The organism is Vibrio paucivorans (genome assembly GCF_054053395.1).
The window spans coordinates 162,682-188,667 of sequence record NZ_CM133230.1 but is presented as its reverse complement, the minus strand read 5'-3'; the positions used below and the strand labels follow the sequence as shown (position 1 = coordinate 188,667).

General features: G+C 39.4%; 25 protein-coding genes. 4 read left to right on the top strand and 21 right to left on the bottom strand.

Annotated features, from left to right (window positions below; translation table 11 throughout):
* Positions 1-2: 2 nt before the first annotated feature.
* On the bottom strand, positions 3-1,166 hold the full coding sequence (locus ACXABW_RS00890) for a nucleotide sugar dehydrogenase (protein WP_457523565.1): 1,164 nt from the start codon (positions 1,164-1,166) through the stop codon (positions 3-5).
* 367 nt (positions 1,167-1,533) lie between these two features.
* Here ACXABW_RS00890 and ACXABW_RS00885 point away from each other — a divergent pair, with 367 nt between their 5' ends.
* Positions 1,534-2,502: a sugar transferase gene (locus tag ACXABW_RS00885; protein ID WP_457523563.1), complete on the top strand. Its 969-nt coding sequence runs from the start codon at positions 1,534-1,536 to the stop codon at positions 2,500-2,502.
* Between the two features lie 13 nt (positions 2,503-2,515).
* Here the strand turns inward: ACXABW_RS00885 and ACXABW_RS00880 are convergent, their stop codons facing one another.
* The 7 genes from ACXABW_RS00880 to ACXABW_RS00850 are packed head-to-tail and all read right to left on the bottom strand — an operon-like array spanning position 2,516 to position 8,930.
* Complete coding sequence (locus ACXABW_RS00880; protein ID WP_457523562.1) at positions 2,516-3,262, bottom strand: glycosyltransferase family 2 protein; 747 nt, start codon at positions 3,260-3,262, stop codon at positions 2,516-2,518.
* On the bottom strand, positions 3,263-4,051 hold the full coding sequence (locus ACXABW_RS00875) for a glycosyltransferase (protein WP_457523560.1): 789 nt from the start codon (positions 4,049-4,051) through the stop codon (positions 3,263-3,265).
* Complete coding sequence (locus ACXABW_RS00870; protein ID WP_457523559.1) at positions 4,041-5,186, bottom strand: glycosyltransferase family 4 protein; 1,146 nt, start codon at positions 5,184-5,186, stop codon at positions 4,041-4,043. The genes ACXABW_RS00875 and ACXABW_RS00870 overlap by 11 nt, the downstream gene beginning before the upstream one ends.
* Before the next feature lies 1 nt (position 5,187).
* Positions 5,188-6,201 carry a polysaccharide pyruvyl transferase family protein gene (locus ACXABW_RS00865; RefSeq protein ID WP_457523558.1) on the bottom strand — a complete coding sequence of 338 codons (1,014 nt, stop codon included), beginning with the start codon at positions 6,199-6,201 and terminating at the stop codon, positions 5,188-5,190.
* Positions 6,191-7,414: a hypothetical protein gene (locus tag ACXABW_RS00860; protein ID WP_457523556.1), complete on the bottom strand. Its 1,224-nt coding sequence runs from the start codon at positions 7,412-7,414 to the stop codon at positions 6,191-6,193. The genes ACXABW_RS00865 and ACXABW_RS00860 overlap by 11 nt, the downstream gene beginning before the upstream one ends.
* The gene (locus ACXABW_RS00855; RefSeq protein WP_457523554.1) at positions 7,414-7,959 is read right to left on the bottom strand and encodes a sugar transferase; all 546 of its coding nucleotides are present in this window, start codon (positions 7,957-7,959) and stop codon (positions 7,414-7,416) included. The genes ACXABW_RS00860 and ACXABW_RS00855 overlap by 1 nt, the downstream gene beginning before the upstream one ends.
* 17 nt (positions 7,960-7,976) lie before the next feature.
* Complete coding sequence (locus ACXABW_RS00850; protein ID WP_457523552.1) at positions 7,977-8,930, bottom strand: UDP-glucose 4-epimerase family protein; 954 nt, start codon at positions 8,928-8,930, stop codon at positions 7,977-7,979.
* Between the two features lie 275 nt (positions 8,931-9,205).
* Here ACXABW_RS00850 and ACXABW_RS00845 point away from each other — a divergent pair, with 275 nt between their 5' ends.
* Entirely contained in the window at positions 9,206-11,074 is a 1,869-nt protein-coding gene (locus ACXABW_RS00845; RefSeq protein ID WP_457523550.1) for a polysaccharide biosynthesis protein, read from the top strand.
* 100 nt (positions 11,075-11,174) lie between these two features.
* Here the strand turns inward: ACXABW_RS00845 and ACXABW_RS00840 are convergent, their stop codons facing one another.
* The 11 genes from ACXABW_RS00840 to ACXABW_RS00790 all read right to left on the bottom strand — a co-directional run bounded on the left by ACXABW_RS00840 (position 11,175) and on the right by ACXABW_RS00790 (position 22,309).
* Positions 11,175-11,918, bottom strand: coding sequence for a glycosyltransferase family 2 protein (locus ACXABW_RS00840; protein WP_457523549.1), 744 nt, complete (start codon positions 11,916-11,918; stop codon positions 11,175-11,177).
* Between the two features lie 130 nt (positions 11,919-12,048).
* Positions 12,049-13,095 (bottom strand): NAD-dependent epimerase/dehydratase family protein, encoded by a 1,047-nt coding sequence (locus ACXABW_RS00835; protein WP_457523548.1) that lies wholly within the window; start codon positions 13,093-13,095, stop codon positions 12,049-12,051.
* Positions 13,096-13,106: 11 nt separating this feature from the next.
* The gene (locus ACXABW_RS00830) at positions 13,107-13,811 is read right to left on the bottom strand and encodes an IspD/TarI family cytidylyltransferase (RefSeq protein ID WP_457523546.1); all 705 of its coding nucleotides are present in this window, start codon (positions 13,809-13,811) and stop codon (positions 13,107-13,109) included.
* 27 nt (positions 13,812-13,838) lie between these two features.
* Positions 13,839-15,107, bottom strand: a complete 1,269-nt coding sequence (locus tag ACXABW_RS00825) for a polysaccharide pyruvyl transferase family protein (protein ID WP_457523545.1) — start codon at positions 15,105-15,107, stop codon at positions 13,839-13,841.
* 231 nt (positions 15,108-15,338) lie between these two features.
* Positions 15,339-16,190, bottom strand: coding sequence for a LicD family protein (locus ACXABW_RS00820; RefSeq protein WP_457523543.1), 852 nt, complete (start codon positions 16,188-16,190; stop codon positions 15,339-15,341).
* Positions 16,191-16,426: 236 nt separating this feature from the next.
* Entirely contained in the window at positions 16,427-17,566 is a 1,140-nt protein-coding gene (locus tag ACXABW_RS00815; RefSeq protein WP_457523542.1) for a CDP-glycerol glycerophosphotransferase family protein, read from the bottom strand.
* A 5-nt stretch (positions 17,567-17,571) separates the two neighbouring features.
* Positions 17,572-18,747 (bottom strand): CDP-glycerol glycerophosphotransferase family protein, encoded by a 1,176-nt coding sequence (locus ACXABW_RS00810; protein ID WP_457523541.1) that lies wholly within the window; start codon positions 18,745-18,747, stop codon positions 17,572-17,574.
* A 90-nt stretch (positions 18,748-18,837) separates the two neighbouring features.
* Positions 18,838-20,028 (bottom strand): polysaccharide pyruvyl transferase family protein, encoded by a 1,191-nt coding sequence (locus ACXABW_RS00805; RefSeq protein ID WP_457523540.1) that lies wholly within the window; start codon positions 20,026-20,028, stop codon positions 18,838-18,840.
* Between the two features lie 76 nt (positions 20,029-20,104).
* Positions 20,105-20,803, bottom strand: a complete 699-nt coding sequence (locus ACXABW_RS00800; RefSeq protein ID WP_457523539.1) for an IspD/TarI family cytidylyltransferase — start codon at positions 20,801-20,803, stop codon at positions 20,105-20,107.
* 64 nt (positions 20,804-20,867) lie between these two features.
* On the bottom strand, positions 20,868-21,497 hold the full coding sequence (locus tag ACXABW_RS00795; RefSeq protein ID WP_457523537.1) for an ABC transporter ATP-binding protein: 630 nt from the start codon (positions 21,495-21,497) through the stop codon (positions 20,868-20,870).
* Positions 21,494-22,309 carry an ABC transporter permease gene (locus ACXABW_RS00790; protein ID WP_457523535.1) on the bottom strand — a complete coding sequence of 272 codons (816 nt, stop codon included), beginning with the start codon at positions 22,307-22,309 and terminating at the stop codon, positions 21,494-21,496. Before ACXABW_RS00790 ends, ACXABW_RS00795 begins: the two co-directional genes overlap by 4 nt.
* A 201-nt stretch (positions 22,310-22,510) precedes the next feature.
* Between ACXABW_RS00790 and rfaD the strand changes: the two genes are divergently transcribed.
* Positions 22,511-23,452, top strand: a complete 942-nt coding sequence (gene rfaD, locus ACXABW_RS00785; RefSeq protein WP_457523534.1) for an ADP-glyceromanno-heptose 6-epimerase — start codon at positions 22,511-22,513, stop codon at positions 23,450-23,452.
* Between the two features lie 80 nt (positions 23,453-23,532).
* Positions 23,533-24,489, top strand: a complete 957-nt coding sequence (gene lpxM / locus ACXABW_RS00780) for a lauroyl-Kdo(2)-lipid IV(A) myristoyltransferase (protein WP_457523532.1) — start codon at positions 23,533-23,535, stop codon at positions 24,487-24,489.
* 29 nt (positions 24,490-24,518) lie between these two features.
* Here the strand turns inward: lpxM and ACXABW_RS00775 are convergent, their stop codons facing one another.
* Entirely contained in the window at positions 24,519-25,487 is a 969-nt protein-coding gene (locus ACXABW_RS00775; protein ID WP_457523530.1) for a glycosyltransferase, read from the bottom strand.
* Positions 25,488-25,500: 13 nt separating this feature from the next.
* Positions 25,501-25,983, bottom strand: coding sequence for a pantetheine-phosphate adenylyltransferase (gene coaD, locus ACXABW_RS00770; protein WP_457523529.1), 483 nt, complete (start codon positions 25,981-25,983; stop codon positions 25,501-25,503).
* Positions 25,984-25,986 lie beyond the last annotated feature (3 nt).

The window sequence follows — 25,986 nt, the reverse complement described above, 5'->3', positions numbered from 1 at the left end:
GATTAGCCGTTACCAAATAAGTCCCGACTATAGACCTTGTCACATACATCAGCGAGCTCTTCTGAAGATCGATTAGCTAAAATCACATCCGCTTTTTGCTTAAAGACGTCTAAATCACTCACCAATTTCACATTTGACCATAACGACTCAGTGAGCAGTGGCTCATACAACACTAACGACACCCCTTTGGCTAGTAAGCGCTCAATAATTCCAACCATTGAAGAAGAACGAAAGTTATCCGAGTCCGATTTCATTATTAGACGATAAACCCCTACCGTTTCAGGGCTCAGCTCAAGAACAGATTCAACAATAAAATCTTTCCGTGTTGTATTGGACTTTACGATAGCTTGTATCAAATCGTTAGGAACACCTCGGTAATTTGACAGTAACTGCTTAGTGTCTTTGGGCAGACAATATCCACCGTATCCAAAAGAAGGGTTATTATAGTGATTACCAATTCGTGGGTCTTCGCCTACGCCACTAATAATTTTTCTACTATCTAAACCAGTTTGTTCAGCAAAAGTATCCAGTTCATTAAAAAACGCTACTCTCATGGCTAAATAAGTATTAGAAAAAAGTTTTACTGCTTCAGCCTCTGAAGAAGGCATTAATTGAATGGTAGGCTGCTTTTGCAAACATGCACTAGCAAATAGTTCCGCCACCGATGCACCTTCCTCCCCCAAGTCACCAACGATTATCCTTGAAGGGAATAAACTATCTTGTAATGAGGAACCTTCTCGCAAAAACTCTGGGGAAAAAAGGATATTGTTGCATTCAAATTCAAGGTTTAGACTTTGAGTGTAACCAACAGGTACCGTGGATTTAATAACAATCGTAGCATCTTGGTTAACACTCTTAACCAGCTGAACGACCTGTTCAATTGAGGAAGTATCAAATTGAAAGTCCTCATTATTGTAATCCGTAGGCGTTGCTACAATTACAATCTCCGCATCAGAAAGCGCTGTATCCGGATCAGTAGTGAAGCTAAGAGTTGCGTCATCCAAATATTTCTGCACTAAAGGGTCTTGAAATGGACTGCGTTTTGCCTTCAGTTGTCCAACTTTTTTAGTAGAAAAATCATAGACAATAACTTGGTGGGGCTTATCTAGTAATAAAGCGATAGATAGACCGACATACCCAGCTCCCACTACAGCAATTCTTTTCACGATTTACCCTCTACTTTATGTGTTAGCCCCCAAATTAGCACTTAGACTAACGTGGAAACCAATTGGATGAGTGTGATACCGTATTGTTACTGACTAAAAGTGTGCAAATCAAATGAAACTCGATAGACAAATCAAACTACATGCTATTGGATTGATGTGCATCCTATTAATTATAGGTTTATGGACCGCAGCTTTTTACCCATCGCTCCCAAACTCTATCCTATATAGTATTTGTGCGATCACTCTCTGCTTTTTTTCTATTGGGTGGTTTACCCCAGCAGCTCGGCCGCGCGTATTTAGCACTCAGCGCTATCAAGTTCTCCCTATAGTCTTAAGTAATTACTGCATTGTATTAGTTGCCATAGCGATGCTGCGCCTAGATTACTCTCGAACCACATTAATTCTCGGTTTAGGGCTATCTTTCTTTTGGTTTTCAATTTTTCGCTTCCTATACAGCCGTCGCTTGAAAGCTAAGTTATTTTACTTAAGCAACGTCTGCGTTGAGCAGTTTGAACAATATGAAAGCTTAGACTTAAAACCGATAAGCCATGACACACAAATAAAGGAAGTCGGACATGGTGTGTTGGTCAACCTACACAAGCCACTAACGAGGGAAGAAGAGCATTTTTTGGCGGATTGTAGTCTAAGCAATATCCCAATCTACCACTCACACTTATTAAGGGAAAAACTAGACAAGAAGGTGTCAACAACACACTTAACACAGAACACGATTGAAGTGTTGTCCCCTAATATTGGCTACCTCAAAATTCGCTCAATAGTCGAAAAGCTGCTGATTATCGGTCTAGCGCCGATTATTTTGCCACTACTGCTAATAACTGCGACGATTGTGAAGATCAACCTTCCATCAGAATCAATCTTATACCGACAAGAAAGAGTAGGAAGAAACGCCTCTCGATTTATCATCTATAAGTTTCGAACAATGGAGAGCAAGGAAGGCGATGAAGCTAAATTTGCCACATCTGAGCATCAAAGAATAAGTTGGGTGGGCCGTTGGTTACGTCAATCAAGGTTAGATGAACTACCGCAACTCCTTAATGTACTAAAAGATGAAATGTCCCTCATCGGCCCACGTCCAGAGCAGCTATTTTTTGTCGAGCAGTACCAGCAGGAAATACCATTCTACAACTATCGCCATATTGTAAAACCTGGCATTACCGGCTGGGCTCAGATAGAGCAAGGCTATACCGACTCTATTCAAAGCACCAAAGACAAACTATCTTACGACCTTTACTATATTAAACACTTGTCTCTGGAGCTGGATGTATATATCGCGATAAAAACCCTAAAGATTATTTTGCTACGTAAAGGGGAGTAGTACTTATTTCCAGTTACCAATAATGACGTGAGATACCATTCCATGCGTAGAAAGCAAAATAGTAGCTAGCTCGACTCACACTTAATTTTTCACACTCTCGGTATACAGCCCACTGGTAAGGTAAAACCTTACACTTATTCGAAGATAGAGATTGCTCTCCTACTCTATAACGCGCTAGCGATTCTGTAATACCCCCCGCTTTTGCTCCTAATTTCATCAACTTAAGCCAAAGAGCGAGATCTTGCCTTTTCCTTATTTCAGGCATGTAAACTTTACCTAACCGTTTGGTGTCATATATCGCCGTCAAGCACCCAACTTCATTACACTTTAGCAGACTGTGATAACTAACCTGGCTAGGGGCTTGCCTAAACCTCAAGGCTTCTCCTTTACTGTTTACCACAAGGTAGGAGGAATAGCATAAATCGAGATTATCGGCATTCATTACCTCGAGTTGTTTCGCTAGTTTTGATGGCTCCCAAAGATCATCGGCATCAACAAATGCGATAAATCTCCCTCTAGCTTGTTGAATCCCTCTATTACGTGCTATTGCAGCGCCCGAGTTAACACTAAGACAAATTAACGTCGTGTTTGGAAAGCTATCCACTAATGATTGAAGCTCCCTGTAATCAACTGCAGAAGAACAATCATCAATTACTATATGTTCATAACAGGTATACGTTTGACGAGCGACCGACTCTAGCGTTTCTTTCAAACAACTTAAATTATTGAAATGTGGGGTGATAATAGATACTAACTGCAATTACTTTCTCCGAGGTAACCTATAGTGCTTTAGGTAAAGCGACAATGCAGCCCCTAAGCGTGAGCGCTTTGATAACAGTAGCGATTTTTTAACTAAAAAGGCCAAAGACCAAAGCCAAGACAAATGCGTATGCGCTCTATCGAACATCGCAAACTTGCTTTCAATACCTAAATCTGACTGGTAGAAAAAAGCGCCAGAGGAAAGGTCTGTATGAATACTACCTATCACTTTACTCTTAATAGCCTTTCCCCCTCCATTGAGCGCATCTACCAAAAATATATACTCTTCCCCAGAAACGTAACGAGCTCCCAACCCAAAGTTTACATCAAACCTATTTTTCAGCTTACTACTTACAATCATATCAATCGATGAAATAGATAGTGCTGATAGATAGTTATGTGCCTTCACGACTGTTATCGGAGAAAGGCCTTCTCCATACAAACGAGGCTCTTTGCTATGTTCAAGTGTGAGTATGTCTGGTAAATGCTTTAAAAGCAGTGCTCTTATGCTTTTCATCGCCGTCAGATTAAGCTGAGTATCATCATCCATTATCCAGATGTAATCCGCTTGGCTGCTATTAAGAGCTAAGTTGCGACTTACACTTAGTCCACTTTCCGCACTCTGAATATACCGTACATCAAACCCCAGAAGAGAGTGTTCCATGAACTTTTGATATTCACGCTCCCTGCCGTCTGTTACCTGATGGACGATCAAATATTCAACTCCATCTAGCAACTGGATATTGTAAAGGCCTTGATTGATCGTAGAAATCGCGACTTCAAGGAGCATAACGCTGTATCACTCGCTTATAAAACTTGATGTTTTCTGCGACTTTTTGCTCTACAGAGAATTGCTGAAAAATCTTCTGCTGCCCGCATATCGCCATCTTTTTAAGTTTGTCTACTGGTTCTGTAAGTACGTAGTCAATCGCTTCCTTAATTGCTTTAGGGGTACATTTATCGATCAATATTCCATCAACGTTATCTTCTATTAATTCTTTAGCACTGGTTTGAGCGGTATATAGCACCACTTTTCTCATCGCCATACTCTCCATTGGTGCGAGAGCAAAAGCTTCAGCTTTGCTAGGAAAAATACAATAACCAACACTCGCATAATGTCTCAACAGTTCTTCTTTTGGTATGTGGCCAAAAAACTTGACTGTCGTGACACCATTATTGGATAACCTATGCTCTAGCTCTCGACGTCTGTTCTCTATGTCTTTGCCAAAAATCCAAAGCTCTATGTTTTTATGTTCCCGACTAATCGCTATCCAGCCATCGATAAGCTCTTCAATGCCTTTCTTGCCGATGAGAGAACCAGAGTATGCGAAAACCCTTGGCTGATCCTGAATACTGCACACAACAGAGCTAAAGTTGATAGCAACTCCATTATAAATAACAGGTATTTCCTTTTTGATGGAGAACAAGCGCTTTGTTTCTTGAGCAGTAAAACAGCTAACCGAAACAATATCTGAAGCCCTCTTCAATTGGGATTGTTCAAGCCATCTCCACACATAGTCTTTCCCACGCCTTATACCAAGCAAAGATTGAAAGTAGGTCACAGAACCATGTAGACGGGTCACTAGTGGTATGCCTAAAGAGGGGTAAAATGCCAGAAGCCCTTGAAAATCTTGAACTTCGAGCAGTTCAATCTGATGTCTTTTAATGATTTCTAAAAGAGAAAAATAGCTTTTTATCCTATTGGCAATAAACCCCACAAAACCGTGATAGCGAGGCTCTTGGATAATATGGACACCATTTTGTAAATACTCTACTCGTGACCTAATACCATCAACCAAACTATAAACTACCACTTTATTTTGATGATTCTTCGATACTATTGCTTCAGCGAGTTCTTGAGTGAAAGTTCCTATCCCACCACTTTTCAACGGAGGATATTCATGGCATAGGTAAAGTATATTCATACTAAAATTGCCCTAGCCATAAATCTATATCCTTCTGAGGCAACCTAATGTCAGTAGACATTGGGTCTCGTAACCCTGCTTTCATCTCACTTCCTATCTGATTGGGCAAGATGATAGGAATATTAAAATCTTTGTGCTTCTCAATGGCACGGTTATCTATCGCAACTATTTGAGTTCTTCGGTGATGCTGCAAAGCTCTGATTCCGGCATGTAACCGAGTGCCAACAAACTCGACATCAATGTCTGATGCTAATAGTTCGTCGTAACTTTCAAGACTAGCAGGTAAAATCTTGATCCCATCTGTTGATAGCTGAGTTAGATAGATAAGATCACCACTTCCTTGTGGCCAAAAGTAGATATCTTTGTAAGTCACTTTCAATACATCTATAAGTGCTTGGTCACGCACCATATTTGGGGAATAATCGGTAAGCGTAAAGACTACGCTCTCAGCTATTCGTCGTGGGATCGACTGACAATGCTCTGGACTTAGAGGCCAAATAGTAGGACACCCAGTATTAAGTACCTTTGTAACCCCACATAGGCCTAACTTTGTTTTTGTATATTCATCCCGGACAGAGTGTGTGTAGCAAGAGGACAATAGCTGCCGATATAAAGCTTGCGTGAGAAAATCAGGACTGGAAGAGTAACGAAACCAACCAACTCCCATAAGAGTTAACGGTGTTAATCTCGCGATATCCAAAGGTGATATATTCCAGTTCCCACTGCGCAGTAAGTTTTTCCTTAGTAGATTGCTGCCACACACTAATCGCAATCGGCAATTGTTCGCCAAATAAATGGACTTGCCTGATACTCCATTATGGGACGAAACATTAAAAAACTGTTCTGTACTGAAAACCTTTCTGAGTTGCTTTTCGGCGCTGCCATTAATAATTTCATCACCCAAGTTTAGAGAAGAAATCCCTGTGTCAAATCGACATATGACGTTAGGCATTTCCTGTCCAGAGGGTAGAAATTTGTTCACTCCCAACCTAGCAATCATTCCATCAAGTGTCATACAGCAATCCTTTAAAAGTACGCCGAGCTTCCTGATTAATCACCAGATATAATACGCTACTAAATGCAAGGCTAAGCACTGAAGCAACTATGACTCCATAAACACCAAATATTTCCATTAGCCAAAGACTTAGCAGGACGTTGAGTGTTAGTGCATACAAATTCCTTTTAAAGGCGACCTTAGTTAAGCCTTCGACGACCAAAATGCGTCCCGTTGACGATAAAAAGTAAGAGAAGAAGATAATAGGAGATAAACCTAGCGCATATAGATAGGCATTAGGGTATTTATCACCAAACACGTAAATCAAAAACATCGCTGAAACAACGGCACCTAATAGCATCATAATAGTTCCAGAGACAAAAGTTTCAGACAGAAGAGCTCTCACTGATTGCTGATATTGCTCTGCATTCTTATTAAGCTTTTGAGCGTACCCTAAGTTAAACGCTGAACTAGCAAGTACGAAAAAACCTATACACTTTACCGCGATTGCATAGTTAGCCATCATGACGCTGTTACCATAGGTTCCAACAATTAGTTGATCTATTTTTGCTGAAACAAGTAGAACAAAACTCGACAAAATAAGGAAGCGCCCTTCTCGAAACAAGTTGAGCATATAATTTTTATCGTATACAAATCCTATATTAGAGGTAAATTTCGCTCCCCCCCAGTATAGAACACACAGTGAAAAGCTATCGACCACAAAAAAGGTTGCATATAGCGTCAAAGCGTCTGAGGAATGTAAGATAAACAGCTTATACGCAAAAGCGGCGGTGGTACCCAATATACCTAGAACCATATAGTGCACATGCTTCCCGGCCACAATGAATGTACTAGATATAACTTTGAAACTACCAAAGGCTACGGCTGTTCCCATAATTATCAACAGCACCATTTGTTCAGCATTGGTAAAGGTTAAGATAAGACTAAATATAGCAAGGAATACAATAAGGGAAGCAAGCTTAAGTAACAGAGTTCCACCCATTATCTCCGCCGTAGCATGCGGCCTTGCAGCCAGCTCACGTTGAATCAAAGGATCTAGGCACTGTAGAGTGAAAACCGAAAGTACAGCCAAGATAGCCTGATAGTAAGCAAACAAGGCGACCGCATCGGTCGAAACCTTAGTGGCAAAATAGAAGAAGAATATCGAAGAAAGACTAACGCTCCAGTACCTTTCAAAAGAATATGTAAGTGTACTAAGCGATACCCACTTCACTATACTCGATCTCCTGCACCTTTCCCTAAAACCGTCTGAAAAATATATGTGAAATAGAGTTTAGTCGTAAGTGTTTCAATCATCTTCTGATCCCACTCAGCTAACTTAACCGGCGTCGACATATCAATCTCATTAACTTGCGCTAATCCGGTAATACCAGGACGTACTGAAAACACGCCTCGTTTCTCACGCTCTTCAATCAGTTCAGTTTGATTGAAAAGGCAAGGCCTAGGCCCCACCAAACTCATCTCACCTTTCACCACGTTGATTAGCTGAGGCAGTTCATCTAACTTAGTTTTCCTAAGGAAACCACCGAGCTTAGTCACTGAAGTAGCACCAACTAGATGAGTCGCAACTGACTTGGTATCTACAGGCATAGTTCTGAATTTAATCAAAGTGAATGGCTTTTTTTTCGATCCCACCCGTGTTTGTGTAAAAACGGGAGAGCCAGTATCAAACCACCCTAAAATCCAGACAATAACCAGTATAGGCCATAGCAGTATCAGTCCAAATAGTGCAAAAAACAGATCTAAAATACGAATCACAAACCACTTCCAATGACCTAGCTAGCGTTTTCATTTAAATACGCTGCAATTGTTTTATTTATTCCCTCCTCCATAGAGGTTGGTGGACTCCAATTAAGAGTTTGACACGTGTGGGAAATATCTACCTGAAGACTACCACAAATACGCTGTGAAATCTGAGGTTTACCAATAACCTTTGCAGCAAACACCATCCAACTCATTGGGATTGGTATCAAAAGTGGACGCTTTCCCATAGCTTTAGCTGTAAACCTTATCAAATCAGTGGTCGAAACATCCTGCCCGTCAGATACAAGAAAGGTTTCACCTATCGCGCGAGGGTGCTCACAACAAAGCAATATTAGATCAACTATGTTATCCAAATAGACTAGGCTTCTGCGGTTATCAATTGCCCCAAACGGCACTTGCCACCCTCTCTCAACAAACTTAATCAAGTTCAGGAAATTAGCTTTCACCCCTTGACCATAGACCAAAGGTGGACGAATAATTACTACCTCGAGGCCGGTATCCCGAGCAATCTGTTTTAACCCGATTTCAGCTTGATATTTACTTAAGCCATAAGGGTCTTTTGGTGGAGAGAGTACCTCATTAGTGAAAGTGCTACCAAACTCTGTAAACTCACCATTAACCTTGATAGAACTAATAAAGACGAATCTCTTCACTCCGCCCATCACAGCTTGACGGGCCAGGTTTAATGTCCCATTGACATTGACATCCCTGTACCCCACCTCTGCTTCTTGAGCGGTTTCATTCATTTGATGAACTCTTGCTGCACAGTGAACGACACAATCCACTCCACTAAATGCTCCTGACCAATCCATTGATTCAGAGCACTCAGCGATAAAAATATTAGGCAGATGAATTGAAGGGTGGCTTTGACGAACGACGGCCTTTACAGACCAACCACGCTCAATTGCAGTTGTACAAACGCTCGAGCCAATAAACCCTGAGCTACCTGTCACTAATAACTTCACAGACTTTCCCTAATAAATTATCTATGTATATACGCCAGCCTAGCTTGGACATTTATCAACCACCAACATAAAGACATCACATTCGTGAGCAAAGAGAACAATATTATCACCGAAGACACTAGCTAATAGGTCTAAAGATTCATAAAATACTTCGACTAAAGCCATTGCAACACCTAACGAAAAGCAACATCTAATCACTTAGGTACTTTTCTTGCAGGCGAAAATCATCCTCAGAGGCTATTCTCTTATCAACCGCATAGGTACACGCAAAGTAAATGTTCACACCAATTCAAAAGCTACTAAATGCCAAACGCAAGAATAAGCGAATCATCAGCATTCTCTATGACATTATTGCTGTTATTGTATCTCTTTACCTAGCCGTGGCTTTTAGGCTAGGCACCTATTCTTTCTCAGTTGGTGCGGATGAGTTAGCCAGCCTAGTAAGCACATTATTCATTACCATTTACTGCTTTGCAAAACTGGGGATGTATCGAGCTGTTCTACGCTATATGATGCTTCCGGCAATTGGGCACATTTTCCTAGCGGTATTTATCTCAGCGGTAACTTTAGCTGTAAGCGGCTTTTTCTTTAAATCATTTATCCCTAGAAGTGTTCCCTTCATTTATGCAGGATTAGCGATCTTATCTCTGGGTGGTCCAAGGATTCTAATCCGTACTATTTACTATCATTATTATAAGCGCCAAAAACCTAACGTTTTCATTTATGGTGCAGGAGCCACTGGTCGAGATTTAGCTTACGCACTAATCCAAGGTGACGAGTATCATCCTGTCGCTTTACTTGACGATGACAGAAGTAAAGCTGGGCAAATTATGTTTGGTATTAAAGTATATCACCCTAACGAATTTGAAAAACTCCAGTCATTATACCAACCAGTTAAGTTGCTGCTGGCAATAAACAATATCAATAAAGGCAAACGTCTAAGACTGGTTGAAAAGCTCTCTAACTGGCCAATTGAGATTCAATCAGTACCATCGGTTGAGGATATCGCTGCGGGTAAAGCCGAAGCAACCGAAGTGAGAGATCTTGATGTCGCAGATTTGCTCGGACGTGCTCCTGTAGATCCTAACAAAGAACTTCTTTCAAAAAACATTGCTAATAAAAGTGTCATGGTAACAGGAGCAGGCGGGTCGATAGGGTCTGAATTATGCAGACAAATCATTACTCAACGACCTAAAACACTTATCCTTTTCGAGCTTAATGAATACAATTTATACAAAATCGACCAAGAATTAGGAATGATGGTATCAAATCTAAATATTGATACTAAAATTGTCGCCGCCTTGGGCTCAGTGCAAAAGGAAAATCGCCTTACAAAGCTGATGGCAACACATGACGTAGAGACAGTGTATCATGCGGCTGCCTATAAACATGTTCCACTGGTTGAAGACAATGTAATAGAAGGCATTAGAAACAACGTATTTGGAACACTTGCTTGCGCCAATGCTGCTATCTCAGCTGGAGTGAAAAACTTCACATTAATCTCTACAGACAAAGCAGTACGACCAACAAACATAATGGGTGCTAGCAAGCGTATGGCCGAACTAGTTCTACAAGCATTGGCTGATAAGCAACAAAATACTATTTTTACCATGGTTCGATTTGGCAATGTACTTGGTTCATCTGGCTCAGTAGTGCCACTATTTAAAAAACAAATTAGAGCAGGAGGGCCCGTAACAGTTACCCACCCAGATATAATTCGTTACTTCATGCTAATTCCTGAAGCAGCTCAATTAGTTATTCAAGCAGGAACGATGGGACACAATGGACAAGTATTTGTTTTAGACATGGGTGAACCTGTTAAAATCCTAGACCTAGCAAAGCGAATGATTCATTTAATGGGCATGCAAGAATATATCGAAAATACAGCAGAGGAAGGTGACATTGAAATCAAATTCATGGGATTAAGGCCAGGAGAAAAACTCTATGAAGAGTTACTCATAGGAGACAATGTAGAGGGAAGTGGGCACAAAAAAATCATGATGGCTAAAGAAGAAATGCTCAGCTGGGAAGATATGAGTTTGTTACTCAATGAATTAGATCAATGTTGCCATAACTTTGATGAAGCTTGTATTAAACGTATTTTAATAGACGCTCCAACAGGGTTTAAGTCTACTTCAGCCTAAAATCCACGTTAATATCCAAAAGCATAGCCACTGCCCTAATTATACGATTCAGAAAGATACGAACTACGTTGGGCATACACACATAACCCAATTTCACTTTTTATAGCTTCGCCCAAATCAAACGGCGTAACAAATACTGGCAACAATGCAACAAAGCACTAAGCAGGTTAGGTTTACCAAAACGCCTAAATGTATCAACATAGGCCTTGGCCTGCTTCATATCAAACTTACTTCTAGAGCCCTCATTTTGAACATAATTTGTCAAACATTCATCAACGCCTAAAATTGAATAACCATCTTGAAGAATTGTTAACCAAAGATTGTAATCTTCTAGCCTTATATCTAAAAACATATATCTTGATATTAAGCTTCTTTCAATAATGACTGTTGAGCAACCAATAGTATTAAGTATGAGAGTATCAGAAAAGCTAGAATACTTTGGCACACGTCGACGATGGTTAAGCCCATTTGATCCAATAACAGTATAGCTTGTACAACAAAATGGGGACTTATTCTCTCTCATAAACTTTAGTTGGACTTCAAGTTTATTTGGCTCCCAAAAATCATCGCTATCTAGAAAGGCAATATATTTGCCCGTCGCTTTTGATATACCAATATTTCGAGGTTTTGTTGGCGAACCGGTGTTATTAGGTAAAGAGTAAACATGAAGGCGAGGATCGTCATATTTCTTGAGAACGTCTAGTGTACTATCTTGAGAGCCATCATCCACGATCAAAACTTCAATATTCTGATATGTCTGCTCTAGAACGGAGTTGACACTTTTTTCGATAACATCTTCCGAATTAAAGCAAGGAATAATAACACTAACGATTTCATTCATCATATTTATCAAACTTACATTACATTAAGCAACTGTACCCACTTATAACTAGGCACTACATAAAAAGAATCGCCTAAGTGAATATCTTAGGCGACTGCTCATACGTTAACTAACCGAAAAATTGTAGCAGCTGCTATTCTTGAAGCTCTTCCAGCATATTCTTTACGCCTGACTCCAAGCTAAATAGAGGACTCCAGCCTAAAGCTTCCAATTTTTGAGATCGCAAAGAAGAGTTCTCCATAAGGTTATAACTACCTTTCTCTGTATCAGAAGGGTTTTCATATACAACACTTACCTTTGCCTCTTTTGCTATTGCTGCTGCCAATTCGCTAATTGTACATATTGAGTTGGAGTTGGAAATATTATAAGCATTGCCTCTTTCACCAGAAATTAAAACAGCTAACATAGCGGAAGCACAGTCCAAAGCATGACAATAAGAGCGAAGTTGCATACCTGCACTTTTCATCACTATACTTTCTCCTCGCTTTGCTTTTCTCGCAAACTGAGCAGATGCACGATTATCACTCTTCTGGATTATAGGTCCATAAATATGCCCCGGCCTAACTATAACAGTATCGAGATCGTATTGTTGACCGTAAGCGATACAGAGAGACTCTCCAGTTCGTTTCGATAAAGGATAGGCTGCTCGTTGGTTTAGAACATCAACTACCCCATAATCTGTTTCTGAATATGGTTCATTACTATCCTTAGCACCGTAGACCTCGCTAGAGGAGACATACAATACTCTTGAGGCTTCAGCCATTAGAGCTGTTTTAAGAACCACATCCAAACCAAGAACATTTGCTAGGATAGTTTCTACAGGCTGCGATGCGAATACTGATGGAGTTGCGTTGCTTGCTCCATGTATTAAATAATCTATCTTAGACTCAAGCAATATCGCTTCAGAAGAGGTAGCATCATAGTGAACAAAAGATAACTCATCCTTTTCAAAAGATTCCTCAAAACGATACATAGCTCCCTGTTTAGAGCGACCAGCGATGATTATATTAATATTAGCTTTTTGAGTGCGATTAAGATGCAAAAGCAAATCGACAACTGAAGAGCACACTAATCCTGTGGCACCAGTAATAAGAATACTTTTATTAGACAACGAATCTAAACTTGGAATACTCGTTGCTGCTTTACCCACATCGTTCCAATAACTATCACTATATCTCATGGATTACCCTTTTATTTGGCTTGTGCCAGAAGCAAAGACTGAAATATTCCAAGGTCTTCATAAGTAGTGATTTTAAGGTTATCTTCAAGCCCTTTAGAAAAATACACTGTTTCGCCAAGCTTTTGCATCAGCACACAAGATGCCGCTGTATCTTCAATTGCTTTTTCTTTGGCTTCGTCGTGGGCCCACAAGAGCTTACCAAGTGAGTATGTATGAGGTGTTTGTGTTCGGAACAATTGTTCTCTTGGTATAGATACGGTGGACGATCTACCCTCATCATTGCTTCGGAACACTGCTTCAATACATGGAATCGCAGCAACAGCACTGCCATTCTCTTTGTATACGGATAAGCTATCAGAAATGAGTTCAGGGGATACGTTACAGCGGTTCCCATCATGAATCATCACTGTGTCATCAGCCGAAACACCACCATCTTTTAACGTTGACAAACCATTTAGAATTGATTCCTGACCAGACGCTCCACCTTCAACTACCCACTCAAGCTTAGTGATTCCATACTGTTTTGCATATGCTTTAACAACATCGACCCAAGAAGAAAGAGTAACAATCAGTATCTTATCTATACCTGGGTGGTTCTGAAATTTTTCCAAAGTATATACAATCAAAGGTTTGTTATTTACATGTAGAAATTGTTTCGGAATCTCTTGTTTCATACGAGATCCAACGCCCGCAGCCGTCAGTAATGCGATATTCATTTTCTATCCTTTATACTTTTTATGACACTATTTTTTACAATCTAAGATGAGTGGTAGATAATCTAGAACACTCTCTCGAGCTTTATCTTTCATAGCTAACAGCTTTTCATCTGAAATACCTTCCTTCAAAGACCTTTCAAGCATATCAACAATGTATTTCGCTTCAAGTTGTTCATACTTAATCGCCCTTTCAGGATAACCAATGATCTCCATCATTTTTTCAACTTTATCATTCCAAGATAAAATAACTGAAGGCACATTCATTGTAAAAGCAGCGATAGAAGAGTGCATACGGCAAGTCACAATACCATCATATTGATTGATAGTATCAACAAGCTCATCGTCACCTAGCGGGCGTTCAACAAGATATTCATCAGGCAGGTCGAGTGCCTTTAAAACTTTTCGACCAAGTTTCGTGTCTGCAGGAAGACCATTGGTGAAAAATTCAAACTTATAGCCTCGAGCTTTCAATTCATTCGCAATACCACTAAATAGCTTGACCCATTGCTTTGTTCCGAAGTTCACTCCATAACCCTGTAAAGAGTTACCTCGAATCAGGCCAATACCAATCTTGCCGTTACTTACATCAGAAGGGATTTGATACGCTTCTTTCATCCAAAACGCTGCATCAGCAAGAAGCTTGACTTCATGCTTTCCACCGGCACAAGCTTGAACTGCCATTGGATTATCTCGAGCAGAAACAGATTTTACAGACGGAGACTGCAATGCTTTTTTTAGAACCTTGCTACCAAAATCACGTTCATCGAAAGCACCCGCCCTACCGATCGAATTATAGACAACATTAAGGTTATGATTTTCAGCATATTCACTGATCAACGAAAGAGGCCAGTGATATTCGTTATAGCTATACTCTAACAATCCCGCACCATCGATAACAATAAAGTCCACGCCTTGTAATTTATGCTCAAAATAGCTATTCAAGCGTTTCTTGTAGTTTTGGCCATTTGTCCAGATAGAATGACGAATTCGTGCTATTAAGTTCTGTAATGCTTTACTCTTGGTATTGTGGCCACGTTTCTTGAGGTTAAGAAAAACTTTTTCAGTGCGTATACCTTCAGCACTATAGTTATAATAGTTGGCTAGTCTTTTTTCGAAAGATCCAGTCGCCTCAACAATCTCATCATTTCGACCCAGCAGGTCAACTCTAACAAATTCAATATTTATACTTGGATCTACTTCACGAATCTCGTTTTCGATTATGTATTCCAAGCTTTTAGCGATAAAGAGCTCGCCAATATTCTCGCTCTTAATTAATCCGCAAATTGCAATCTTCATTCAAAATCACCGTATGTTAAAAATTCTATTAGTGCCCATATCTGGGCTCATATATCGTTTACTTGGGTTCTAAGTCAACTAAATCGAGTACATACCTCGAGAGCCTCACCAGGTGTTCGATTTCAGCCAATCGCTCTACATTATGAATATAATAAAACGTAGAGTAGTTGACTTTTTCCCTATAAAACTCTGACTCTAACCTACCAAAATGTCGCTTTACTCTTCCTATACCTATTTCTTTATGAACGGTACTAGTGCATGTTTGGAGACTCGCTGATGAGGTGGGAGTAAACTCATATAGTTAGGGCCATATAACTGTGTTAAATATGTGTCATACCCCGCAGGGCAAGAAAATAGCCTACCTTCAAATTCCATCTTTATGACGGGACTAAATTCACTCTTCACAACTCTTTCTTCTGTGGTATGTACGTTCGTCATCATGACGCCAACATGCTCTGATTCTTCGTACGGGATAGAAGTCGCGATTGATATAACTTGATCAAAATAGCGAGCTACGCCTCGGGTGTGATAAAATTTTCTTACGAGGTAGTTAAAACCAAACTTGAACGGGTTGCGCCCTTTATATACGCGCTTGCCCCTTGCAAAATTCGCCTTATTCTTAACCTCAATAATAGAGTCATAGTGCGTGTCGGTCTCCTCTGCAGTCGACGGTAAGCCGTCAATCGGGAAAATATCCAAGAAGATAGGATATACCTTGTTCCCTATACCACCTGATTTACGTTTGGCTACGAGAATGCTCTCATCGTAAAGCTTCCAATGGTACGCGTAATAATTCTGAGTGTGATTTGGGGCTGCCAACTGATAATCGCCAATTTTTCCACCACATAGTGCCATAAGCTTTTCACAATCTGGCCTTGGCATATTCACATCAATATCATCATCCCAAGGGATAAAACCCTTGTGCCTAACAGCACCTAATAGAGTGCCTCCTGATAGGTAATATGTGAGCCCATGCTCTTCACAAAACCTGTCAAACTCGACAAGCATTTTCAGTAGAAATTCTTTATGTTGCTCATCCGTAGCTAAATCAGCTAAATCTAAGTAACTGTAATCTTTAATCAAACCTGTAACCTATTGCTAGCTACTAAACATCCGGACAATTCTATCATAGATTCAGTGTCAGCAACAAAATCCACTGCTCTCCGCAAGCCTAAGTTGTACATTTCAAATAAGTAGCTTGAGTAGTGACGCGATCTCCACCTAGCCTTTCACTCTCGGGTAAAAAAACCTGTGTATACTTCCCCTTAAATCCCGTCATGAATACAACCTCAATAAACGTGAAGAGAAAGGATATGCTTTTAAAGATTTAAATAGTCTAAAAGTCGGACTGTTGAAGCGCCGTCGCAACAGCTTAAATACTTTCCTTTATATGAACTAAATCCTTGAACGCTTGTACTGGCCCTAATTAAAGCTTCTAATTGCTTGTGGTTATAAGCAATTTCATCCGTTATATCTTGGATATCCACATAAAAGCCTACATCTTCAGAGTATTTTTCATAATCTGGAACATAGAGAATCAATCGGCCTCTAGGATTTGCCACCATATAATCCATTGCTAATGAGCTATAATCCGTAATCAAAATATCAACCAAATGTAAAATAGAAGATATATCCATAGCAAGCTCAAATTTATTATCACTTACAACTTCATGTGGGTGAGGCGCGATAAAAGGTGTGTATTCACCTTCCAATGAAGAAAATAAATCAATCACACTGGGGATAGGGCTAGGATCTACGTTAAACGCTTCCCCACGATAAGTTGGAGCATAAGCTATGACCTTACTACTTTTGGCGTTTGGATACTCTTTAAAAAATCTGACTGAAATTTCATCACATCTCTGAGTATTGAAATAATCATCGGTTCGGCTTAAGCCTAGAGCCTTTACTTGATTATGATCTACTCCCATAAAACCAGCGATGGTTCTCCTACAACTTTCCGCGCTTACAGAAACTAAATCATAATTCTTGTAATTAGCTTTGCCTAAATAATAACTAAGATTCGTCTTACACACGTCAAGCCCTGTTTGTTTGAACAGACCACAGCTATGCCATATTTGAACGATATATGCGGGAGAAAATTTACGAATTTTGAACGAAAAAGAAATAGGTAAAAAAGTATCATCCAAAAAAACAAGATCAGTATTTCTATACTGACAAAAAAACAAATATATTTTCTTTATTTTGTCTAGCAAGGCTAAATTTGAATAGTTGACTGAATGAAACTCTATTTTCACTGAACGCCGTTCAAGTTCAGGGATAAGAGATGAATATGAGGATGAAACAGAATTCGTTCGAGAACTAACTAACAAAGCAACCGGTTGCTGTCTACTTTTTCTTAATGGTGTTGAAACCCATGCAAACACCTGAATAATAGGAATCAATAATTTTGCAAAGAAGAATTTGAGCAGTGGATAAGTAATATTATAGTGCTTCATCATCAATATTACCTCATCTGATTAATGATATGATTAGCGATTCTAGAACTTGCTTCACCATCTTCAATGCATCCTTTATCCTCTAAAAATTCACCTGTTTTATTTCTATAGCTTCCTTCATCAAATTTATGTACATTTTCAATCAACTCACTTACACTCGAGCTAATAGGAAATGGCGTAGATTCAAATGGAAAGTACAAACCTCTTTTATAGTTAATAAAATCTTTGTCTTGATGAAGAATAAATCCAGGTTTGTTAGTGAGAAGAAAGTCAAATATCCATGATGAGAAGTCAGTTATACCGCAATCTGCAATAAATAATAAATCTTGCATGTCAAATACAGATGTTACATTTACCACATCACTTGATGAGTCGATCGAACGATCCAGTTCAGAATTGATATATCTTGGGTGCAGTCGGAACAATACTACCCATTCTCCGCCAAACCGCTCTCCAAATGCTTGAGCTATTGCTGGAAAATTGTAATCAAGAAGTGGATTGCTTTCACCATCATAATGACTAGGTGCTATGAGTACAGTACGCTTGCCTTCTATATTTAGGTTCTTTTTGATCCTGTCTCCTCGATGTTTCACAACACTCTTATTCTGAGGAAAAAGGAGATCATTCCTAGCATGACCGAAAGTTAAAGTTTTGACACCAGGCCAATATGCCCCCTGAAAGACATTGGTTTCAAATGTACTATTAGATATACAATAATTTGTCTCATTCTTTGCTAGCCAACGTCTGATTTTCCACCTCATACCATTGACAATAGGTCCATCTAGCCGTTTTATTCCAAGCGAACCATGCCAAGTTTGATAAACAACTTGAAGACGTTTTTTTCTGTATGGAGATCTTTGCAACCCTATTGTATTCTCAACTATAATTTTAGATGAAGCTAAATGGTAATAATAGCTAAACGAGCCAATCAAGACTGTGTTAACCTCATCTGGAATACCATTATTTTTATCATCCCGAACAACCCATATTATTTCTACATCTTTGGGGAAGTTCCTAAGTAATTCGTCTGATATCGCTCTAGGATTACAACAATATACTCCCTGAAAAGAGTTAAATAAGACTTTATTTGACTCAATTCTGATAAATCTAGCCCATACATTAACTGCTATCCCGCCAACAATCTTTCGAGAATAGCGTAATAAATTCAGAATAAAATTAATCATAAGTCCTTCGGAAATATAAAATAAAAATGGGCCTTGTTACTATTAAGCTAATAATATTAACATGCCCATTTCATGACTGATCTTTACTAGTTAAATAAGATCAATAAAGTGTGCTAATTCTTTCTGAGTACTCTTTTTAAGGCCATCTCTAGTCTCTGCATCATAGCTGTGCTTTTCGGCTGAGATAAGTTTAGATACCATTAAATCTACATCAAGCTCTTCTTCTGAAAAGTACATATCTCTCTGCTTGGTTAATTCAGCAAAACGAGAAGTTTTTTCATTCCAGATCAAGCCTACTACTGGTATGCCCAAAGAGTAAGCAGATATACAAGCATGCATCCTAGCACCAAAAATAATGTCAAACCTGTTGACCAGTTCTACTAATTCTCTAGGAGAGTTAGGAACACCGAGCAGCTTATCTTCATGTGACATGCCAAGCTCTACAAGTATTTCTTTTCCAAACACTTGATCAGCTTCCATACCATTAGAAAAAAGAATCCAATTAGCTCCTTTTTCATCTAATTTTTTAAGCAGATCTTTATAAAGTTCTTTCAACTCATTATAACTTAAGTTATTCCCATAATCTTTATAGATATTACCTCGAATAACGTTCACTCCAATCACGTTATTGGATTCTATAGATTTAGATATGTTGTAGCATTCTGGAGTCCAAAAAGCAGGATCACCTACTTGCGCTCTGTGTACTGATGAGTCTCTTAAGTAGTCATTCTCTAAAATTTCAATGAAATCTCTAGTAGTAACAGACTTAATACAGCTACTCGCTAGCGTTTTCTTCAATTGAATACAACGTTTATCATTTAGGTCAAACCCTTCAATTCCGACACCACAAAACATCACGGGGATACCCTTGCGTTGACAAATTTCAACTATTTGTTCGACGTAGTAATTTAGGCCTTGATTTTTAAACTTTAAGAAACCACCACCAGTAAAAATAACGGCATCTAGGCCATCAAGAGTACGCTCGTAATATTTATATACTCTTAATCTCCAAGCAAAGGTCTCTGCATAATACCTTAGTGTTGAACTACTGAAGACTTTAAAAAGCTGCGGATAAACATATCTGATCAACAGTACTGAAATGATATACTTTATGCTATCAAGCCCTTGATATGCCTTTCTACCTCTTGGAACAGCATCAACCTCAACAATATCTAGATTGTTTTTTTCTTCATCTAGAATATGTCTCGTAGTTTCGCAAATCAGCGGATCTCCCATATTCTTGATACTGTATAGACCAATTAGGCCAACTTTTTTCTTCATACGTGTTCTCTTATAGATTTTAAATTCAGTTACTTACTATCTAATGGAGCTTTCTAAGACTCCATTTTGGCGAAGATTAAAATGATTTCTCTAGCAAATTTTTTGCCATGAGGTAATCATCCAGCGTTGTAATTTTAATATTTGAATGCTCACCTTCAACAAAATGAGCACTTATACCGCTATATTCCATTAATGAATAGGTATCAATAAAATGCAATTTAGATGCATGTGACTTTTCTGCAACCGGTAGTACATCGTTTATTTTGTAGCATTGTGGGGCTCTAGCAATAACACATTTACTTCTGTCTAACGCATTATAAGTATTCTGAGGTGACTCTTGAAGGTAGAGTATTGTTTCCTTACAAGGTACAGTTGTCACGGAGCTACCGAATTTAGTGACTGCGTCAATGTTTCGATTAATTAAATCCGCATCAATAATCGGCCTTACACCATCATGTATTAGAACTGTATTGTTTCGAGAATCATGCTCTTTAAGTCCTCTCAAGCCAAATAGTATCGATTCTTGAGCTGTAGAACCACCGGGGATCACCCCAATAATTTTCGAAATATTATGTTCTTGTAGTTGAGCCTCTAATCTTTCTATATGCTCTTCTTTACATACAACAATTATTCCATCAATGTTCTCATTTTTCTCGAAGACTTCAATAGTTAGTATAATTATTGATTTACCGGCAATAGTTAGAAACTGCTTTGGTATGTCTCCGTAGTTCATTCTTGAACCGACACCACCTGCAAATATTAACGCATAATTCAAGGTATAACTCTCCAGAAAAAACAACCACAAATATTATACAATCCCACCCAATTATAATGGATGTTTATAACTCTATAACACGCGAACACAATCTTTGAATCTGCTTTGCACTATGAGAAACAAAAAGCACACTTTTATCTTCCCCTTCAATCTTGGTCAAAATATAGTTTTCTGCTTTTTTCTTAAAATAAGAATCTCCCACAGATAAAGCTTCATCTACCATCAGTAAGTCTACCTCGGAAATGACTCCAGTAGCGAAACCAAGCCTTGAACGCATGCCTGAAGAGTAAGTTTTGACAGGTTGTTCAAAAAATTCACCTAACTCTGAAAATTCCTTGATATCATCGACAATTCTTTCAGCATCTTCCATAGAAACACCGTTAAACATGCAACTGAGAATTGCATTATCTCTTCCGGATAGTTCACTAATGAAACCTAAACCGATAGTGAGCAATGAACGAGTTGTTTCAGGAGGCATCCAAACGCTTCCGGAGTCAGGCTCTATTACACCAGCTAGAATTTTAAGTAATGTCGACTTCCCTGCCCCATTTCTACCTAAAACACCAACTACCTCTCCATAGCCCACTTCAAAACTAACGTTTTCTAGTGCCTTATGACGAAAGCTACTGAACAATCCCGTTCGAGTACGATATTCGAGACTTACATCTCGCACTTTTAGTAGATAATCACTCATGAAAACAATGACCTAGAAAGACTATTATTGCACTTCTTGAAGATAGTAAAACATAATAGAAACAAAATAAGACTAAGTAATACCGATGGAATCAATTGACTATAATCAGGGGCATTTTGATGCATTAAAACATCTCGATAAGAGTTTATCACCACCGCTAGAGGGTTATACAACAAAATAAATTCTTTCATAGATTCATTTTCTATCGAATTAACATCCCAAAATACGCCTGACAAGAACATCAAGCCCGTCATACCTATTCTTATAAGATTCATGAAATCCCTAACAAACCCTACAAGTAACGCCCCTACAAAACCGATACTACCAATGAGTAATAAGGTAATTGCTGTCAATGGAATTAAATGTATATAGTTCAGCGTAGGCATAAACCCATTAATCCACAAAAACAAAAATAAAACGAGAAATGAAATCAATGTATTATATGAGGTTTCAATTGTATGAGCTAAAGGAAATACCCATTTAGGCATATCACATTGGTTGATAACTTTTTTATTTAGAATTAGAGCTTTCGAAGTGGAAATAATACTTTTAGAGAACCACAAATAAATTACTTTACCAATAATAAGAAAAGACAAAAAATTCTCTCCACCTCGACTTAAGAGCAATTCAAAAACAAGGTAGTACATAGAAACAAATAAAAGAGGCTCAAACACCCACCACAGATAGCTCAATATTAATTTTTTAGATTGAGACTTTAACTTCATCTTTGCTTGTAAATCAGCAAGTTTCAAGTAATGAATAAGTCCAAAGTTCCTTTGGATGTTGTGAGTGTTCATAGGATTGGCTGACATTACTATATTTAGCTTAAAAAACTCAAAAGTTCATTATAAAGTAGAACGATAGGAAAAACCACTTACCATGCACTTTTTGTACTTTCATCTCTAGTTAGAACCGTCTAAGCACGATTAACATATCTCTTTCGTTAACACCTAGGAAGACTCATAATGAACCGATATACTTAACCCATACGAAACTCAATTTAGGGCATACATATGATCATTGTAACTGGCGGTGCTGGCATGATTGGCAGCAACATCGTTAAAGCACTGAATAAAAAAGGCATTAACGACATTTTGGTCGTCGACAACCTAAAAAATGGTAAAAAGTTCCAGAATTTGGTTGATTTAGACATTACAGACTACATGGACCGTGATGACTTCCTTGTACAGATTATGGCTGGTGAAGAGCTAGGCCCTATTGAAGCTATTTTCCATGAAGGCGCCTGTTCAGCCACCACTGAGTGGGATGGAAAATACATGATGCTCAATAATTACGAGTACTCAAAGGAAATACTGCACTATTGTCTAGAGCGTGAAATTCCGTTCCTTTACGCATCCTCCGCTGCGACATATGGTGAAACCGATACCTTCATTGAAGAAAAAGAGTACGAAGGTGCTCTGAATGTTTACGGTTACTCTAAGCAGCAGTTTGACAACTATGTTCGTCGTATCTGGGAAGACGCTGAAAAGCATGGTGAGAAGCTATCTCAGATAACGGGGTTTCGCTACTTCAACGTTTACGGCCCACGAGAGCAACATAAAGGTTCAATGGCGTCAGTTGCTTTCCATCTAAACAACCAGATGAATGCAGGCGAAAATCCAAAGCTATTCGCAGGAAGTGAAACGTTCAAGCGAGACTTCGTTTACGTCGGTGATGTTGCAGCAGTTAACTTGTCGTTTTTGGAAAGCGGACAATCAGGCATTTTTAACCTAGGTACAGGCAATGCGGAATCTTTCGAAGAAGTCGCTAAAGCCGTGATTAAGTTCCATGGCAAAGGTGAAGTAGAAACTATCCCATTCCCAGAGCACCTTAAAGGTGCCTACCAAGAGTTTACTCAAGCAGACTTAACGAAGCTTCGTGCAGCCGGCTGCGATCACTCGTTCAAAACTGTCGCAGAAGGTGTTGCTGAATACATGCACCTCATTAATCACTAAATTCACATTTGCTGAAAGTGAGCCAAAGGTTTATCGTTACCTTTGGCTTTTTTAGTTTTACTGTCAGTTAAAGGTTTTCTGTGAGCATTCAACGTAACGACTATGACCCCAAAGCATACAATCCGACGTTCCAACAAGGTTTTTTAGCGCCAAAGCATTGGGGGACTTGGCTAGGGTTAGCTATTGGTCTTCCAGTAGCGTTGTTACCAAACTCGGTTAGAGTAACTATTGCTCAGTTCGTCGCTAAAAAGATGGCTAAGAAGCAACGTGGTTCTGTACAAAAGGCTCGCATCAACTTATCGCTTTGCTTCCCAGAAAAGTCGGAGCAAGAACGTGAAGCGATCCTAAAGAAATGCTTAACGACAGCCGGAGCATTTCTACTCGGCTTTCCAGCCATTACTCTTAGAAGTAAAAAATGGCTTGAAAAGCATTCTGAGATAAAAGGAATTGAACACCTACACACGCTAAGAGACAATAATCAAAGTGCTATTTTGATGGTACCGCACTCTTGGTGTATTGATATCCCAGCAATCTTACTGGCATCACGAGGATTACCAGTTTCTGCAATGGCAAATAGCCAGAAAAACCCTTTAACCGATTGGCTGATGCATAAACAGCGAGTTCAATATGGTGGTAGAGTTTATGACCGAAGTGGTGGTATTAAGCCGTTTATTAAATCAGTAAAAGATGGCTATTTAGGTTATTACCTCCCCGACCAAGACCACGGCCCAGAACAAAGTGTCTTCGTTGATTTTTTTGCAACAGAGAAAGCAACACTACCAGGGTTAGGTAAGTTGGCTAAAGTGAGCCGCGCCAAAATTGTTCCAACTTTTGCGAGTTACAATATCGAAACGGGCAAATATGAGATTGAGATTAAAGCACCAATTGAGGATTTGTCGGGCGATGAGCATAAAGACGCTCGAGTAATGAATGAAGTGGTTGAGCAATTTGTTAATCCGCGTCCAGAGCAATATATGTGGATACTCAAATTACTCAAGACACGAAGAGATGGTAACGACCCTTATATAGGTTATTAGTCATGGATAGACCACGCATATGCGTGGTCTTACTTTATGTAAGGTAGGCGCTTAAAGTCAGTAATAATCTTACCTAAGTGAGGATTAAGAACCTCGCCTGAAATCACTTTCTCATACATAGCAATATACGCATTCGCCATCACATCTGCATTAAACAAGTCTCTTGCATATTCGTGGCAAATAGTCGGAGTAAAGTTTGAAGAGCTGCCCACCGCTTCAATCAACTCAGATTGGTTATTGGATAGAAAACCAACATCACAACTCACAAGTTCAGGCAGTGAACCATAAGGAGTACCGAAAACAGGACAGCCAAAGTAAAGACTCTCGGTAATTGCAAGCCCAAAGGGTTCGTGCCAAGTCACAGGAAAGATTAACCCCTTAGATTTGGTCATCACTTGTGACTTAATCGTATCGTCTACCATCCCTAAGAAACGAACATGACGATCTAACGTCAAGCGAAAACCCATCTTGAAATTGAGGCGATGACCACCCAGAACATCGAGTTGCTCACCAGTGCGCTTGGTTACATCAATCGCCCCTTGAACATTCTTAACTCGCCATGCCGCCTTGCCTAAAAAGTGAAAGCGCTGTCGGTCAGCGTTTAGATTTGGCTTGAGGTAGTTATCCCAGTTTAAGCCATTATGCACATAAGCTTGCGCTCCGTGATTGCGAGCGTGCTGTGAAGAGACAAAAATTGTGTTTGGATCGATAGGCCCGTTTGAATTTCCATGCTGAGTCATCACGTAAGGACGTGAGATAGGCTCAAAATTCCCATGAAAATGTACAACATCAACCTCACTAGGGATTTGATTTTCAAGTGGTAACTCTGAGTTATACTCAATTACCTTAGCCCAATCACAAATCGTTCCTTTTCCTGCAAGAAGCGTTACTTGATGACCTTGCAGGTGAAGAGCGTAGACCAGATCCCATATAACACGCTCAGTGCCACCATAGTTCACTACAGGCAAAGTCGCGTGAGTATAAATCAGTATGTTCATTGCACTCTCTTTACTATTTAGCCGCTAACTTTTTGGTAATCGCACTGTGAACACATTTGGGAACAAATTGCTCTACCTCACCACCATGAATCGCAACTTCTCGAACAAGCGTTGACGACAAAAACGCATATTCCTCTGAAGGGGTCAGAAACAAGCTTTCCAGCCCTGGCTTTAATCGACGATACATGGTGGTTAAACCGAACTCATACTCAAAGTCCATTGTTGTTCTCAAGCCGCGAACCAATATTGTCGCTTTCTTTTCTGTTGCAAAATCAACCAGTAAACCACTAAAACCATCTACCGACACATTGTTAAGCTCTGAGCAGGTTTCTCTCAACAGTGCTACTCGCTCCTCAAGAGAAAACAAAGTATTCTTACTCGGGCTTTCTGCAACACCAATCACAAGATGGTCGAACATACTCGCTGCTCGTTTTACTAAGTCGTAATGACCATTGGTCACTGGATCGAAAGTGCCTGGGTAAATGGCAATACGCATAAC